Origin of the sequence: Paramesorhizobium leguminum, assembly GCF_003217235.1 — a bacterium.
Taxonomy (GTDB): Bacteria; Pseudomonadota; Alphaproteobacteria; order Rhizobiales; family Rhizobiaceae; genus Paramesorhizobium; species Paramesorhizobium leguminum.
This window is the reverse complement of the sequence record NZ_QJTF01000017.1, coordinates 65,542-79,762: the sequence shown is the minus strand read 5'-3', so window position 1 is coordinate 79,762 and position 14,221 is coordinate 65,542. Positions and strand designations below refer to the sequence as shown.

15 protein-coding genes are annotated in these 14,221 nt (G+C 60.1%); 3 read left to right on the top strand and 12 right to left on the bottom strand.

The features are described from left to right. Positions 1–60: 60 nt before the first annotated feature. Positions 61–606, bottom strand: coding sequence for an RrF2 family transcriptional regulator (locus C7477_RS13975; RefSeq protein WP_342633283.1), 546 nt, complete (start codon positions 604–606; stop codon positions 61–63). A gap of 193 nt (positions 607–799) precedes the next feature. Between C7477_RS13975 and C7477_RS13970 the strand changes: the two genes are divergently transcribed. Next, complete coding sequence (locus C7477_RS13970; RefSeq protein WP_110753159.1) at positions 800–1,969, top strand: low temperature requirement protein A; 1,170 nt, start codon at positions 800–802, stop codon at positions 1,967–1,969. 29 nt (positions 1,970–1,998) lie between these two features. Here C7477_RS13970 and C7477_RS13965 read toward each other — a convergent pair whose 3' ends face one another. The 8 genes from C7477_RS13965 to C7477_RS13930 all read right to left on the bottom strand — a co-directional run bounded on the left by C7477_RS13965 (position 1,999) and on the right by C7477_RS13930 (position 8,749). Further along, positions 1,999–3,228, bottom strand: coding sequence for an NAD(P)/FAD-dependent oxidoreductase (locus C7477_RS13965; protein WP_110753156.1), 1,230 nt, complete (start codon positions 3,226–3,228; stop codon positions 1,999–2,001). Positions 3,229–3,296: 68 nt separating this feature from the next. After that, positions 3,297–4,133 (bottom strand): alpha/beta fold hydrolase, encoded by an 837-nt coding sequence (locus C7477_RS13960; RefSeq protein WP_110753154.1) that lies wholly within the window; start codon positions 4,131–4,133, stop codon positions 3,297–3,299. Between the two features lie 50 nt (positions 4,134–4,183). Continuing rightward, a complete protein-coding gene (locus tag C7477_RS13955; RefSeq protein ID WP_110753152.1) occupies positions 4,184–4,603 on the bottom strand; it encodes a cupin domain-containing protein in 420 nt (139 codons plus the stop codon). Positions 4,604–4,666: 63 nt separating this feature from the next. Then, positions 4,667–5,419: an SDR family oxidoreductase gene (locus tag C7477_RS13950; RefSeq protein WP_110753150.1), complete on the bottom strand. Its 753-nt coding sequence runs from the start codon at positions 5,417–5,419 to the stop codon at positions 4,667–4,669. A gap of 110 nt (positions 5,420–5,529) precedes the next feature. Beyond that, on the bottom strand, positions 5,530–5,763 hold the full coding sequence (locus C7477_RS13945) for a hypothetical protein (RefSeq protein ID WP_110753148.1): 234 nt from the start codon (positions 5,761–5,763) through the stop codon (positions 5,530–5,532). Positions 5,764–5,837: 74 nt separating this feature from the next. Next, a complete protein-coding gene (locus C7477_RS13940) occupies positions 5,838–6,794 on the bottom strand; it encodes an MBL fold metallo-hydrolase (protein ID WP_110753170.1) in 957 nt (318 codons plus the stop codon). A 382-nt stretch (positions 6,795–7,176) separates the two neighbouring features. Continuing rightward, positions 7,177–8,124, bottom strand: a complete 948-nt coding sequence (locus C7477_RS13935) for a helix-turn-helix domain-containing protein (RefSeq protein ID WP_110753146.1) — start codon at positions 8,122–8,124, stop codon at positions 7,177–7,179. Between the two features lie 178 nt (positions 8,125–8,302). After that, positions 8,303–8,749 carry an Rrf2 family transcriptional regulator gene (locus tag C7477_RS13930; protein WP_110753144.1) on the bottom strand — a complete coding sequence of 149 codons (447 nt, stop codon included), beginning with the start codon at positions 8,747–8,749 and terminating at the stop codon, positions 8,303–8,305. A gap of 103 nt (positions 8,750–8,852) precedes the next feature. Between C7477_RS13930 and C7477_RS13925 the strand changes: the two genes are divergently transcribed. Together C7477_RS13925 and hmpA are read left to right on the top strand one after the other, a co-directional pair. Then, positions 8,853–9,578, top strand: coding sequence for a TehB-like domain-containing protein (locus C7477_RS13925; RefSeq protein WP_110753142.1), 726 nt, complete (start codon positions 8,853–8,855; stop codon positions 9,576–9,578). Further along, the gene (gene hmpA, locus C7477_RS13920; protein WP_110753140.1) at positions 9,556–10,770 is read left to right on the top strand and encodes an NO-inducible flavohemoprotein; all 1,215 of its coding nucleotides are present in this window, start codon (positions 9,556–9,558) and stop codon (positions 10,768–10,770) included. The genes C7477_RS13925 and hmpA overlap by 23 nt, the downstream gene beginning before the upstream one ends. A gap of 55 nt (positions 10,771–10,825) precedes the next feature. On the opposite strand, the gene C7477_RS18785 is transcribed toward hmpA, so the two are convergent. From C7477_RS18785 to C7477_RS13910, 3 genes are all read right to left on the bottom strand, one after another. Continuing rightward, complete coding sequence (locus C7477_RS18785) at positions 10,826–11,092, bottom strand: hypothetical protein (protein ID WP_146226101.1); 267 nt, start codon at positions 11,090–11,092, stop codon at positions 10,826–10,828. 251 nt (positions 11,093–11,343) lie between these two features. Then, positions 11,344–12,987, bottom strand: a complete 1,644-nt coding sequence (locus tag C7477_RS13915) for an L-lactate permease (protein ID WP_110753138.1) — start codon at positions 12,985–12,987, stop codon at positions 11,344–11,346. Between the two features lie 400 nt (positions 12,988–13,387). Further along, the gene (locus C7477_RS13910; RefSeq protein ID WP_110753136.1) at positions 13,388–14,080 is read right to left on the bottom strand and encodes a GntR family transcriptional regulator; all 693 of its coding nucleotides are present in this window, start codon (positions 14,078–14,080) and stop codon (positions 13,388–13,390) included. Positions 14,081–14,221 lie beyond the last annotated feature (141 nt).

The following is a 14,221-nucleotide window of genomic DNA, read 5'->3' as shown; positions in this document are numbered from 1 at the left end:
CCCGTCCCACAGAGCCGGAACAGGCATGGCTTCCTGCAATTTTGTCCCTGTCCTATGGGTTCAGTATGGCGGTTTTGGCGTCGCCGGCTTGCGGGTACGGGCCTTCACCCTGTCATCAAGCCAATCGCGAACGTCGTCTGAAAATTCAGGCGGCGCCTTGCGGTCAAGAACACGCGCCACATCAGCCAGCGTTTGGCTGGCCAGCGAGTCGCGCATCGCCTTTTCCGCACGCAGCATCACCGCGTGTATAGCACACGTGCCGGCCGTCGCCCACGCGGGCGGCCGGTCACCGAACACCGCGCAGCGGCCGCGAATCTCCCGGCAATCGAACAGCGGCTTTTCGCCTTCGATCGCATCGACGATTTCCAGGATGCTGATATCCTCGGGCGCTCTGTCGAGCAGATACCCGCCACGCACGCCTTCCGAGGCCCGAACGATCCCCGCTTTCTCTAGCTTCGGAAATATCTTGGCGACAAAACTTGGGGAAATCCCCTGGAAATCCGCCAGATCACGGCTGCTCACAGGCGTGGTCGAACCGGCCAGCCAAAGCAGGCAGTGCATGCCATATTCCACGCCTACAGTCAGATGCGCCATAACGCGGACCATATCAGTCCGTGTTTCATGAGGCAAGCCGGGAACGGAGGGGCACAGCGAGACATATACCGCGGTATGGCTTGCCCTCACCCTTGATCCAGTCGACAGGAAATGCCCGTCAATATAGCGTCTTCACAACGTTAATGCCGCTGGATGCTCGCCGCGAGTAAGATGCTGGAACTACGCCAAAGGAAGCTCGATTCGCATGATCCGCCTGATGTCCATTCGTTTTACCCCCCGCGACCGTCATGAGGCGCATCGCGTCGCCACGCCGCTGGAGCTGATGTTCGACCTGGCTTCGGTGATCGCTATAGCCGCCGCCGCGCACGGTTTGGCTCACGCCGTGGAACAAGCCCATATCACGCAAGGGGTGGTTGCCTTTCTCTGCAGCTTCTTCATGATCTGGCTGGCCTGGATGAACTACACTTGGTTCGCCTCGGCTTATGACGACAATTCGACGGGATTCCGTGTATTGTCGATGGTTATCATGTTCGGGGCCTTGATCCTCGCAGCCGGAATCGGGGCGGTGTTCGACCAACAGCCCATCTGGCTTGCGCTCCTGGGTTTCATCGTGATGCGTCTGGGAATGGCGCTGTTCTGGCTGGGTGCTGCCAAGGGCGATCCTGAGCGGCGGCGGACCGCGCTACGCTATGCGAGTGGGATCTGCTTCATGCAGCTTTACTGGATTGCCCTCGTGACGCTTATGCCGCCGACGGCAACTCTCTATCTACCGATGTTTCTCCTGGGGGCAGCGGGAGAATTGGCGGCGCCGGCGATCGCCGAACGCCACGGCGTCACCAATTGGCACCGTCACCATATGATCGAACGCTATGGCCTGCTGAATATTATCGTCCTGGGCGAGTGTTTCATTGCAATCACGGCAATGGTTCATTTGGAAAGCGGCGCCGCCCTGCCCGATGCCGGCCATCTGTGGCTGGCGCTGCTGTCCGCAGCCATCGCATTTTCGATGTGGGGACTTTATTTCACCGATGACGATCATCTTGCGGATGCCAAATTCGGCCAGGCGTTTCTCTGGGGATACGGCCACTTCGCACTGTTCGCGGCAGGCGCAGCGACGGGGGCAGGCTTGACCGTCAAATTGGCCGCTGCAGACCATGGCGCCCAGGTCGATCCGCAAACGGCGGTCATGGCCATAGCACTCCCGGTAGCGATTTATGTCGCAACGCTCTGGGTCATCCGCGACCGGATCTGCCTCGACGGCGCGGGACGTTGGCTTCTATTAGCCGTGGCGGCGCTCATCGTGATCATCGGCGCAACCGCTCCCATGGCCATGGAACTGATCACGATGCTGCTGATCTCAACGGCGCTCTTCCGCCGCCGGATAACGCGCACCCGAGAAGGGATTATTTCATGAACTCCGAGCGGTGGCGGGATACCAACGCGTCATTCCTCGCCCTTTTGCCCTAAACCACAGTCCGCCACGCGCTCCGGATCCGCCGAGGCCAGCGCCGGGCTGCGTTCGGTCTTGGGGGGATATACGCATATCGTGTTGATCTTCCGCTTGATCTTCCCGGCGCTCTCGCCAACCGCCTCCACCTCGGGATCCCAGCCGCGGGTGAGGATTGCGCCGGCTTCGCCGAGATCGAGGCAGATGACATAGGTCTTCTGATGATAGCGCCGGGCCGGCACACCCAACAGTTCGGCGGCTGCGTTGTTGCCGGCAAAGGCGCCCATGCGGGTGGCGTGCTGATATGACATCGGCGCATAGTTGCCGATGTCGTCACATGCGGCGCGTGCCGCGTCGCCGCCGGCAAACACGCCGGGCACTGACAGCACGTGCAGCCATCTGTCGACGAGCAACCGGCCGAAATTGTCCCGCGCGGCGGGAATTTTTCTCGTCAGCGGATTGGCGCGGAAGCCTGCCGTCCAGATCACGGTCGCGGTCTCGATGCGCTCGCCGGTACTCAGCATGACGCCGGATTTATCCAGCGACGCGACGGCGGTATTCAGGCGCGTTTCAACATCGGCGGTGCGCAGCGCGTCTTCGATGATGGGGCGAAGATATTCGCCCATGTTCGGGGCGACGAGAGGGCCACGCTCGACGACAATGACGCGCGGCCTGGCATCTTTGCCGAAGATGGTCCGCAGGCGTGGCGGCATCGCTGTTGCCACCTCGATTCCCGTAAAGCCTGCGCCTGCAATAATGACGGTGTCGCGCGCGCTTGAGGCGGGCATGGCCGCAAGCTTGTGCAGGTGGCGGTCGAGGGCGATTGCGTCCTCAAGATTGTCGACGCTGAAGCCATGTTCCGCGAGGCCGGGAATGTTCGGGCGAAACAGCCGGCTGCCGGTTGCGATCACCAGACGATGATAGGAAAGGATTTTACGCGCGCCCTCGGCGTTGAGAACACCCACGGTGCGGGCTTTGGTGTCGACGGTCACGACGCTGCCTTGCACATAGACCACGCTGACGGCGTCGAGCAGTTCCTTCAGAGGTGCGGCAAGGGTTTCGGGATTCGGCTCATAGAGCCTGGGGCGGATCACCAGCGCCGGTTTGGGCGCGACCAGCACGATCTCGAATTCCGCGGGCGAAATATTTTCGATGTCACGCAGGCGGGCCGCGGAAAGGGCAGCGTACATACCGGCGAAGCCGGCGCCGGCAATAACGAGTCTCATGGAACTGCTCCGGGTTTTCCTTGAAAACGAGCTGCGGCTTGACGACCCGCAGCTCGCCATTGAGGGCGTCAAGCTTTGATGAAGGCCAGGATATCGGCGTTCAGTACTTCGGCATTGACGGTAAGCATCCCGTGCGAGAAGTTCGGATAGGTCTTCAAGATGCCATTCTTCAGAAGCTTGATCGACTTCAGCGCGGCGTCTGCGAAAGGCACGATCTGATCGTCCTCACCGTGCAGCACCAGCGTAGGCACGTTGATGATCTTCAGATCTCCGGTGAAGTCAGTTTCCGAGAAGGCCTTGATGCCTTCGTAATGCGCCTTGGCGCTGCCCATCATGCCTTGACGCCACCAGTTCTGGACCACCCCCTCCAGCGCCGTGGCGCCTTCACGGTTGAAGCCGTAGAAGGGGCCGGTCGGAACATCGCGGAAGAACTGGGCGCGGTTTTCGGCAAGCGCGGCACGGAACCCGTCGAACACTTCGATCGGCAGGCCTTCCGGATTGGCCTCGGTCTTGCGCATCAGCGGCGGAACGGCGGAGACCAGCACGGCCTTGGCAACACGCCCCGCCGGCTCGCCATGCCTTGCGACATAGCGGGCGACCTCGCCGCCACCGGTGGAGTGGCCGATATGGATGGCTGCCTTCAAGTCCAGCGCTTCGACGACGGCGAAGGCATCCGCCGCGTAATGATCCATGTCATGACCGTCGGAGACCTGTGAGGAGCGCCCATGCCCGCGCCGATCATGGGCGATGACGCGATACCCCCTGGAGAGGAAGAACAGCATCTGGGCATCCCAGTCGTCCGCGCTGAGCGGCCAGCCATGATGGAACATGATCGGCTGCGCGTCCCTCGGACCCCAGTCCTTGTAGAAGATGTCGACGCCGTCTCTCGTGGTAACACATGTCATTGTGATGGTTCTCTAATGAATGAGTGGATTGTCGCTGGAAGACCTTTCGCCTACTTGTCGATCGGGAAGGTCAGCTCCTTCTCATCGGTATCGACGACGAAGACCGCCAGCAGTTTCGCCGGTTCGGTCTGGCTGGCATTCTCGCTGACGCCGTGGCGGTCTCCCGGCATTTCGGAGAAGCTCTCGCCCGCCTTATAGGTCTTGACAGGACCGTCGTTGACCTGGCTGCGCATGGCGCCCTCCAGGACAGTCGCATAGATGAAGGCCGACGTCGGATGCGTGTGGGCCGAGGAGAAGCCGCCGGGACCATATTCAACGAGAACACCTTTGATGCTCTTGCCCGGAACATTCGGCAATTCATGCTCGTAAACCAGCGTGACTGTCGCATCCTTATTGTCGGCGTCGTGAGCAGCGGCGGCAGCGGTCAAGAGAGCCGTCATGGCGAAGGTGGCGAAGATTGGCTTGATCATGTTGAAATTCCTTATCGTAAGGGCCGGAAGGTGCGCCGCCCCATGCGTCGCACCAGTGTTGGGTCATTTCCGCGCTGCGGTTGCGAACCATTGCTCGAAGGTGATGCGCCCGAGGCGGGGATTGTTGTCGGAGACGAGCGAGCCATCTTCCAGTCTGGCGCCGAAGTAGAGGGCGTCCGGATCTGCCGTGACCTTGCGGGCATCGCCCATTGCCTTGAGGTAGCGCGCAACGAGTTCGTTCAGCCGGACACGCTCCGGCCCCGAAATCTCCACGATGCCATTGACCGGCGCGGCCGTCGCAAAAGCGGCCATGTTGTCGGCCACATCGTCCGAGGCGATGGGCTGAACATAGGCCGGCGACAGATGCACCGTGTCGCCGATCGTGCCGGACTGGGCGATGCCGCTGAGAAATTCCATGAACTGCGTCGAATGGACGATCGTATAGGGAAGGCCGGATTCCCGGATGATCTTTTCCTGGGCAACCTTGGCCCGCATATAGCCGCTATCGGGCAGCCGATCGACGCCGACGATGGAAAGCGCGATATGATGCTTTACACCGGCTGCCTTTTCCGCCGCCATCAGATTGCGCCCCGACGTCTCGAAGAATTCGAGCACGGCCTTGTCTTCGAAGGATGGCGAGTTTGCCAGGTCGATGACGACGGCAGCGCCGGCGAGCGCCTCGGCGAGACCTTCGCCGGTGATGGTGTTGACGCCGGTGTTTGGAGCGGCGGCAATGACTTCATGGCCTTGCTTGCGAAGGCGGTCGGCTGTCTTTGAACCGATGAGGCCGGTTCCGCCGATAATGACGATTTTCATGAGTTTCTCCATTTGCGGGGCGCACGGCGCGCCGCATTGTTCGTTCGTTTCCAGAAGATGGCTGCCGGACCCGGAGGATCGGAACCGGCAGCATCGATATTCGGGTGTAATTACCGCTGGTTGGCAGGGGACCCATCGCCGAAGCGGTTTGCGGCCGGGTTCGTCTGACCGACGGTGGGCTTGCGGATCGAAGCCGGAGCGGTGCGATCGATAGTCTGCGCGGGCGCAGGCGTGGTGGCGTCATTGAGATTGAGAGCGGCGGATGTGCCGAAATCCGGGTTCTCAGCAAAGGCAGCGCCGGCGCTCAGGACGAGGGCGGTTGCGGCAAGAGTAATCTTTTTCATGATCTATCTCCATTGAGGGTTGGTGGTTGGTTGCAGACAGGATACGCACCCTGGTTGGGCCGTAACCCGATAGGTCAGTAGTCCCAGAAGACCGGAACCCAGCGGAAGGCGTCGCCATCGACCGCAACCCGGCCGACGGATGGGAATGGCAGATGCGTGGCCACGAGCAGTTCGCCGGTCGCCGCCAGCTCGCGCAGAAGACGGACCCGCACCCTGGCCGCTTCTTCGGGATCGTGTTCGAAGCCATTATGCCAATCGGGGTGGTCGAACCCGACCGTGAACACGGCGTCGCCGGCGAAGGTCAGCCGGTCCGCGCCGGATGCCAAACGGATCACGCTATGTCCGGGTGTGTGGCCGCCGGTGCGCGTAACAATCACGCCCGGCGCAACTTCGTGCTCTTCATCGAACTGACACAGCTGGCTGCGGTATTCTTCCGCGAATCGCTTGGCGGTCGACCGAAGCGCGTCCGGGAACCCCGAAGGCATGGAGACGCGCGAGAAATCAGGCGCTTCCCAGAATTCGACCTCGGCGGCCGCCACATGGATACGCAGGTCCGGACGCAGCCGTTCCTTCACGCCGTCGACGAGCAGCCCGCCAATGTGGTCCATGTGCATGTGGGTAAGCACCACGTCGGTGACGGACCCCAGATCGATGCCGGCAGCCTCCAGCCGCTTGACCAACTGTCCGGCCCGCGGCAAGTTCAGGTCCGGGTCCAGCCCCAGGCCGGCGTCGAGGAGGATGATCTGCTCGCCGCTGCGCACCACGACCGCGTTCAGCGACCAGTCGAACGCGTCCGGCGGCAGGAACATATCGTTCAGCCAGGCAGCGCGAACGGCCGGATCGGCGTTGTGCGCCAGCATCGCGGTTGGGAGCGGCAGCACCCCATCGCTGATGACAAGCACGTCGATCTCGCCGATCCGCACCGCATAGCGCGACGGGACAAGCTCTTCGGACCCGGCTTTGCGGGGACATGACGTATTATCCAGGCTCATATTTGTTTCTTGCTGTGTGTAGGGAACTATCTGGTTCATCCTTGAAAACTCCTGCGTTCGATGATGGCGTTCGAACCCACCCAGGACGCGCACTTTCCGCGAGCGAGTGCGGTCAATGCCGGCGAGGTGTCCGTGGATCGGCGACACGTTCATTGCTCGTGTCGCCATGATGGTTTAGGGAAATTGTCTCGCGGCTGCCCCAGAGCGATTGCCGTCGTTGAAGAGCAATTGCTGCTAACGCCGCGTTTGCACCAATCGCGCAGGATCGAGCCCATACGGTTGATTTCGTCTTGTCGATCTTCTCGGGGATTATCGACTCACGCGTCCGCGTACTCGCTCTCGGGCTTGTCCCAAGAACGACCGAGGCTGTTTCAAGCTGATTCTGACAGTTTTAGCGGGGCGGGTGATTGAGCAATTGCTGTTAACGCAATCGCTGCCGCCGCCATTCGGTCGGGGTCATGCCGGTCATTTGCCTGAACGCGGCAGCGAAAGCGGTTTGCGAGGAATAGCCGAGCGCTACAGCAACGGATATGACCGGCATATCGGGGTCGCGCAGCATGTCCATGGCCTGATCGAGCCGGTATTGGCGCAGCCAGGCATGGGGTGAAAGCCCGGTACTTTCCTTGAAGGAACGGCAGAAATGGAAGCGTGACAGGCCGGCGTCGGCAGCAAGGGTGGCCAGGGAGACATCCGCATCGCTATCCGAGCGCAAGCGTTCGATGGCGCGGCGCAGCACTGCCGGCGACAGCCCGCCGACGACCGGCTGGGGGATGTTGGGCGCGCCGACATGCGTCATCAGGAGGCGCGTGGCGAGGAGCTCCGTCAGCTGTTGCCTATAAAGCGCATCCAGCGGCCCATTGTCTTTTAGAGAATCGACCGCGCCCAGGATCAATTGGGACGTAACGGGATCGGGATGGGCTGTCCGGTCGAGGAGTTCGGCCTGCGTGGCGGTCTCGGCTTCGTCCGCGACGCGTCTTAGCATTGCGGGAGGAAGATAGAGCTGAACGACATCGACAGGTTTCGGAATATCCCATCGGGAGCTCGATCCGGCCGGAATGATGACCACGACCCCGCGGCGAAACGTTCCCTGCGAAACCGTCCTTCCCGATCGCCGCTCCATCCGCTGCACCACGCCGTTATACGCCATGATGACGTGATCGCTCGTGGGCTCGACGATGTCGTGCAACGGGTCATGCTTCCAGTGAGCGATTCCGCCACCGGAAGGGTCCAATGCCATGCTAAACGGCGTGGTCCCGAGCGCTCGGGCCATCGCCGCATGGGCCGAGCGCCCATGAACATCCGATGCATCGCCGTTTTGCGCCGCATCCGGCAGCTCTCCCGAATATTCAGGCAAGTTGGTCTCGCTCATGGCTGGTGCTTGCCTGGACTCGTGATGACTGGGAACGCGGAGGCTTCACCGCAACTATACGGTGGGCGCTGCCGGTGTCAACGCGAGTAAATTCGACTGTTTTTCACGAGTGAAGATTACTCAAATGCGCGTGGCAACATCGGCAGCAATTTTCCCCGGATCGAAATAGGGTGCGATGTCACTGGCTTGCCGAGGGTTGAGCATATGTAACCATGCTCAACAACGCGGCAAGATCCGATTTTTTGGCAGCGGCATCGGCGAGCGTGTAACGATCGAAAACAGCCACAAACGCTGCCGTTGCCTGCCGCAGAATTACAGGAAGTCCGCACGCTGGCGCGATGATGCATCCTGCGCACACGAACAGGTCAGTCAGCTTTTCCGTGTGCCTGAGGATCGACCCCAGATTGATTTCATCGGCCGGCTTGGCAAGACGAATTCCACCGTTTCGGCCTCGCACAGCGTCGATGAAACCTGCACTCGCGAGATCCTGCACCACCTTCATAAGGTGATTTTGGGAGATGCCGTAGGCCGAAGCCACCTCGCGGATAGCTGCCAGACGGTCATCCCTGGCGGCAAGATAGATCATAACCCGCATGGCATAGTCGCTATAGAGCGAGAGTTTCATGAGCGTCCCTGCGACAAAATGGCTTCGGCTTAAAAGATGCATTTACATAGCATGTTTTTGGCCGCAGTTATAGATGCAATTCAAATGCATCTTTTGGTGAGGCATGGATCAGACAGATCTCCGGCACGAGGACATTATGCCAGTCCTCTCTCGATTTTACGCCAGGGTCAGGCAGGATCCCGATCTTGGGCCCGTATTCAATACAATTGTCGAAGACTGGACCGAGCACCTGCAAAGGCTCGAAGATTTCTGGTCATCCCTCATGCTGACGAGCGGCCGTTACAAGGGAAATCCGGTGGCGATGCACGCCATTCATGCCGACAAGATCCAACCGCACATGTTCGCTCGCTGGCTTCAGTTATGGGAAGAGACCACGAATGAAATGGTATCCGCCGATATAGCTCAGGATATGCAGGCAAAGGCCGCTCGCATCGCGGATCGGTTGAACCGGGCGATGCATGGCACCGAATCCGTCACCGCCGCCGCTGGCCCGCCGGTGAGCAATCTGCTCGAACCGTATCGCAGGACGTCCATCTTTGACCAATCAACCACCCCTTCCGCGCTCTTGGTGCGGCACGAGACCAAGGCCGGAACATGGGCAGTCGTACGGGTGGTGGAAGGCCAGCTTATGCTGGTATCCGGCGATGGTTCATTTTCCACCAGCATTCTGGATCCTGCCAAGCCAGGGGTGATCGAACCGCTTCAACCGCATCACCTCAAGCTCCTTGGGCCGGTACGCTTTCGGCTCGAGTTCTTCGATCGCGATCCTTCTCCCATTTTGAATCAAGACCTGCAAGGAAGCCCCCATGCCCAAGCCTCTCAGCTCTAATACAATCCTGCTCGTGAAGAGCAGTGCGCCTGCCTTGGCCGTTCATGGAACGGCTATCACCAAAGCCATGTACGCTCGTCTCTTTCAGGACGCCCATATCAAGGAGCTGTTCAATCATTCAAACCAGGGGGAAGGAGGTTCCCAGGTTCATGCCCTCGCCGCTGCAATTCTTGCATATGCACGGAATATCGACAATCTGGCGCCCATCGTCCCTGTCGTTGAACGGATCGCCCATAAGCATATCGGCTACCATATCCTGCCGGAACATTACCCCTATGTGGCGACAGCCCTGCTCGCAGCGATCGAGGAAGTCCTCGGCGAGGCAGCCACGCCAGAACTGATTCAGGCTTGGGGAGAAGCCTACTGGTACCTTGCCAACCTTCTGATGGAGCGAGAAGCTGCGATACGTAACAATCTCGAAGCACAGGCGGGCGGCTGGAACGGCTGGCGTCCCTTCATTATCGCGGAGAAGAAGCCCGAGAGCAGCGTCATCACGACGTTCATTCTCAAGCCGGCGGACGGCGGAAGCGTTGTCAGGCACAGGCCCGGCCAATATCTGACCTTCCGTCTCGTCTTGCCCGATGGCTCCCAGGTCAAACGAAACTATTCGATTTCATGCTCGCCCAACGACGACCACTACCGCATCTCGGTCAAGCGCGAGGGCGCCGGGGCCGGAGGCTCACTTTTCCTGCATGACGTCGCTCAAGTGGGCGATACGATCGATGCAACACCGCCAGCCGGCGATTTTTTCCTGCCTGAAGAGCCCACGCGCCCCATCGTCCTTTTGTCGGCCGGCGTCGGATTAACGCCGATGGTCAGCATGGTGGAGACCATCGGCTCAGACTATCCGGATGTCCAGGCGCACTATGTTCATGCCGCGCTAAACAGCTCGACACACGCCATGGATCGGCATGTGCGCTCGATTGCCCGAAAGCATGGCCGCATCTCGGTCGCCACATTCTACAGCGAACCTGCCCCCACGGATTCCGCTGGCCTTACCCACGACTACGACGGCTTTATCAGCGTGGATTGGCTCAAGCATAACACGCCCTTCGCAACTGGCGACTTCTATCTCTGTGGCCCGAAGCCCTTCCTGAAAGCGCTCGTGACGGGCCTATGGACGGCTGGCGTGGAACCCGAACGCATTCACTTCGAGTTCTTCGGCCCTGCCGACGAGTTGCTTGCGACCTGATCAAGCTTTCCCGTGTCATCGGCGTTTAAGCGGACAACAATCTGTGCGCACTCACCTATATCCAGCCCTTTTCCGAGGTGCCGGATACGGCGGCGTTCCGGAAAAGCGTCCGCGGCGTGATCGCCAGCCCCTCGCTGTCGCGCTTCGAGTGGGTGAGCAGATCCTGGGAAGCGCGCTGCTCGCTACACGAAATTTTTCTGGTCGTGCGGATTAAGATCACGATCGGCTCCGTATATGGGGCATGATCGAATATACGCGCCTGCTGATGGATGGCAGCCGCGGTTATGTCGGCAGGCACAGCACCGGGTGTAAGGGCAGACATTAGAGCCCATCTGCCGGCCAACAGAGCATGAATGGTAAGGCGCGGCATTCACGTACCATAGCCATGCATCCTGCCGCATTCGGTGGCGTGAGAGCAGCCAGCTTTTCATAACTGCGCACGAAGCTCGGTCCCATGCGCGGCACGCTCCCGCTGTAGCCGGCAATCCGTGATGAGCTCGCGGCGAGATGCTCCCAGATCGAACCTGGGCCGCTCTCTCCGGCGAGGGAAATAATCCCTCGCCGAAAGACCTATCACGGCACCATTGAGGTAAATGGCGGAACATAAGCCTGTGCCATTACGAGGATGCCAACGAGACTGGCAAGTGCGATCGAGTGGAAAAACACGTAGCGAAGGATTTTGCTCTCGTGACCGTACCAGTTCGTCGCGGTCGAGGCGACAACGATGCTTTGCGCGTCGATCATCTTGCCCATGACGCCACCCGAAGAGTTGGCGGATGCCATCAAGACGGGCGACACGCCGATCTGCTCCGCCGTAACCTTCTGCAACCCGCCGAACAGCACGTTCGATGCCGTATCCGAGCCAGTGAGCGCCACGCCCATCCATCCCAGAAGCGTCCCGAAGAACGGATATATCCAGCCGGTCTGGGCAAAGGCAAGGCCAAGAGCCGCGTCCGTGCCGGAAAAGCGCGAGACATAGCCGAGCGCGAGCATGGCGGCGATCGTGATGAGCGAGAAACGAACGATCCACATGGTCTGGAAGTATTCACGGATCAGTGCGACCGGCGAGAACTTCAGAATCAGGCCTGATACGACTGCCGCGAGCAGAATGCCGGTACCCGTCGCCGAAAGCAGGTTCAACGAATAGATTGCGGCTTCGGCATGCGGCGCTTCAGTGACCGGCGGCACCTTCAGCACCATCTCGTGCAGCCACGGAACCGGCAGGCGATAGATCCAGATCGAGTCCAGCCAGGCCTTGATCTGCGGCGTTCCCCACGCGAATACGAAGACGGACAGGATCAGCCAAGGCAGCCAGGCCTTGAAAACGGCACCATAAGAATGCGTGTGTTTGAGCAGAACGGGGTTTGCTTCTTCCTCGCCATTGCCGACCGAGGTCCAGATAGTCTTCGGCGACCAGATACGCAGGAACGAGGCGAGGCAGACCATCGAAACTATGGCGGCGATGATGTCGACGAGCCATGGGCCATGGAAGTTCGACACGAGATATTGTGGCACGGCGAAGGACGCGCCGGCTATCAACAGCGCCGGCCAGACTTCCCACATCCCCTTGCGTCCGGCAAATGCCCAGATAAGCCAGAAGGGCACGATGACCGAGAAGAACGGAAGCTGCCGCCCGATCATGCCGGAAAGCTCGTGAAGGTCGAGGCCTGTAACGGCGGAAAGTGCAATGACAGGAGTGCCGAGCGCGCCGTAGGCCACCGGTGCGGTATTGGCGATCAGCGAAAGGCCGGCCGCTGCAAGCGGCGCGAAGCCTAACCCCATAAGCATTGCGGCGGTCACGGCCACGGGGGTTCCGAAGCCTGCGGCTCCCTCAAAGAATGCACCGAAGGAAAATGCAATGAACAGAAGCTGCAGGCGACGATCCGGTGTCAGGCCGGCAATACTATCACGCAGAATATTGAACTGCCCCGTCATTTCGGTGAGCCGGTAGAGAAAGATGACGCTGAGAATGATCCAGCCGATCGGCAGGAGGCCATAGGCTGCACCGTAGATAGCAGTGGCTCCCGCCATTTTTGCCGGCATGCCAAAGCCTACCACTGCGACAAGGAGCGCGGCGACAAGTCCGAGCAGCGCCGCGCGGTGGGCTTTCATGTGGAAAAATCCGATCCCGCCCAACAGAACGACGACAGGCAAAGCGGCCAGTAGGGTCGAAAAGACCATGCTGTTGAATGGGTCATAGACCTGTGACCAGGGCATTTGCGTTACTCCTCCCTTTTTGTCGAAATGTTGCACGTCTGGCTTGTGCAATCAGACGACGACGGCATCACTTGGGGATCGGGGCCGTCTCCCGGCAGCCCTCTTTCTGGTAAGATAAGCTTACCATATCCGTCCAATGCTATACGCCTTTAAATAGTATGCAACCTTGCTCTTTCGCATGAAGAGCGTCTTTGGCCTTTCCGACACTCGGTGGTGAGGCAGGCCAAACCCCGTAAGATGGCGATGCGGTAGCAGAAGAATTTGTGCTGGGCGCCAAGGCTAGCTTCGTCGTCGGCATTGATTGCGGGGCGACGCATATCAGCGGGATTGCGCGCGGGTGGCGATGAGAGAGCTCGGCCAGAATGGCCTGCAGGGGCGCATCAACGCCGGCAAGGCATCCTCACGTCGTCTCCTTGCGGATATAATCCGGAAATTTTTCGCCAATCTGGTCGATGATTGAGAGGGTTCCGGTGAGATGTTTGCGCAACGCCGCCGTGGCAGCCTCAGGATCGCCCGAACCTATACCGTCCACGATCGCCTGGTGATCATCGAGCACTGCCTGCATCTTTCCGGGCATGGGCAGGTTCAACCGCCGCAACCGGTCGATATGGACGCTCTGCCGCCGGACATTGGCCCATAATTGCGGGATATCCGCTCGTTCATAGAGCGTCCGGTGAAAATCGCGGTCGAGGCTGTCATAGATATCGTAGGTTTCCGTCGAGGCCACCGCCCGCTGCTGTCTGAGGATCACGCTCAAGGCGGCGGCTGTTTCTTTCGGAGACTCCCGTGTCAGGCGGCGCACCGCTTCAAGCTCGATGGAAAGCCGCAGGAATTGCGCCTGCCGCGCGTGACCGACATCGATCCTGGCGACCACAGTCGCATATTGGGGATAGACATCGACCAGCCCCTCCTCCTGCAAGCGCATGAGCGCATCGCGCACCGGCGTCTGGCTCACGCCGAACTCCAGTTGCAGCGACGCGCGGGACAGCACCGTCCCGGGCGTCAGATCCACCGTGAGAATCCGTTCTTTCAGGATTTCGTGGATCTGCAAGGCGACCTGCCGCGACCGGTCGAGCTGACTGTCCCTGATCATTCCGTTCACTAGCTTCTCCTGCCGCGCTGTCCTGTTGAAGGTATGGTAAAGCACAAAGCGGGGATTGATGCACTGATGTTTTAGTGCTTTACTGCCAAAAGCAGTCGCCTTGGGAGGCAGGGGGACCGGGCATGATCCGGC

Bases quoted from the DNA above. Each gene is read 5' to 3' on its own strand.
- C7477_RS13975 (WP_342633283.1), bottom strand. From the start codon at position 606: ATGGTCCGCGTTATGGCGCATCTGACTGTAGGCGTGGAATATGGCATG.
- C7477_RS13930 (WP_110753144.1), bottom strand. From the start codon at position 8,749: ATGAAACTCTCGCTCTATAGCGACTATGCCATGCGGGTTATGATCTAT.
- C7477_RS13950 (WP_110753150.1), bottom strand. From the start codon at position 5,419: ATGAAAATCGTCATTATCGGCGGAACCGGCCTCATCGGTTCAAAGACA.
- C7477_RS13970 (WP_110753159.1), top strand. From the start codon at position 800: ATGATCCGCCTGATGTCCATTCGTTTTACCCCCCGCGACCGTCATGAG.
- C7477_RS18785 (WP_146226101.1), bottom strand. From the start codon at position 11,092: ATGTCTGCCCTTACACCCGGTGCTGTGCCTGCCGACATAACCGCGGCT.
- hmpA (WP_110753140.1), top strand. From the start codon at position 9,556: ATGCCCAAGCCTCTCAGCTCTAATACAATCCTGCTCGTGAAGAGCAGT.
- C7477_RS13945 (WP_110753148.1), bottom strand. From the start codon at position 5,763: ATGAAAAAGATTACTCTTGCCGCAACCGCCCTCGTCCTGAGCGCCGGC.
- C7477_RS13955 (WP_110753152.1), bottom strand. From the start codon at position 4,603: ATGATCAAGCCAATCTTCGCCACCTTCGCCATGACGGCTCTCTTGACC.
- C7477_RS13960 (WP_110753154.1), bottom strand. From the start codon at position 4,133: ATGACATGTGTTACCACGAGAGACGGCGTCGACATCTTCTACAAGGAC.
- C7477_RS13910 (WP_110753136.1), bottom strand. From the start codon at position 14,080: ATGATCAGGGACAGTCAGCTCGACCGGTCGCGGCAGGTCGCCTTGCAG.
- C7477_RS13940 (WP_110753170.1), bottom strand. From the start codon at position 6,794: ATGAACCAGATAGTTCCCTACACACAGCAAGAAACAAATATGAGCCTG.
- C7477_RS13935 (WP_110753146.1), bottom strand. From the start codon at position 8,124: ATGAGCGAGACCAACTTGCCTGAATATTCGGGAGAGCTGCCGGATGCG.
- C7477_RS13965 (WP_110753156.1), bottom strand. From the start codon at position 3,228: ATGAGACTCGTTATTGCCGGCGCCGGCTTCGCCGGTATGTACGCTGCC.
- C7477_RS13915 (WP_110753138.1), bottom strand. From the start codon at position 12,987: ATGCCCTGGTCACAGGTCTATGACCCATTCAACAGCATGGTCTTTTCG.
- C7477_RS13925 (WP_110753142.1), top strand. From the start codon at position 8,853: ATGGATCAGACAGATCTCCGGCACGAGGACATTATGCCAGTCCTCTCT.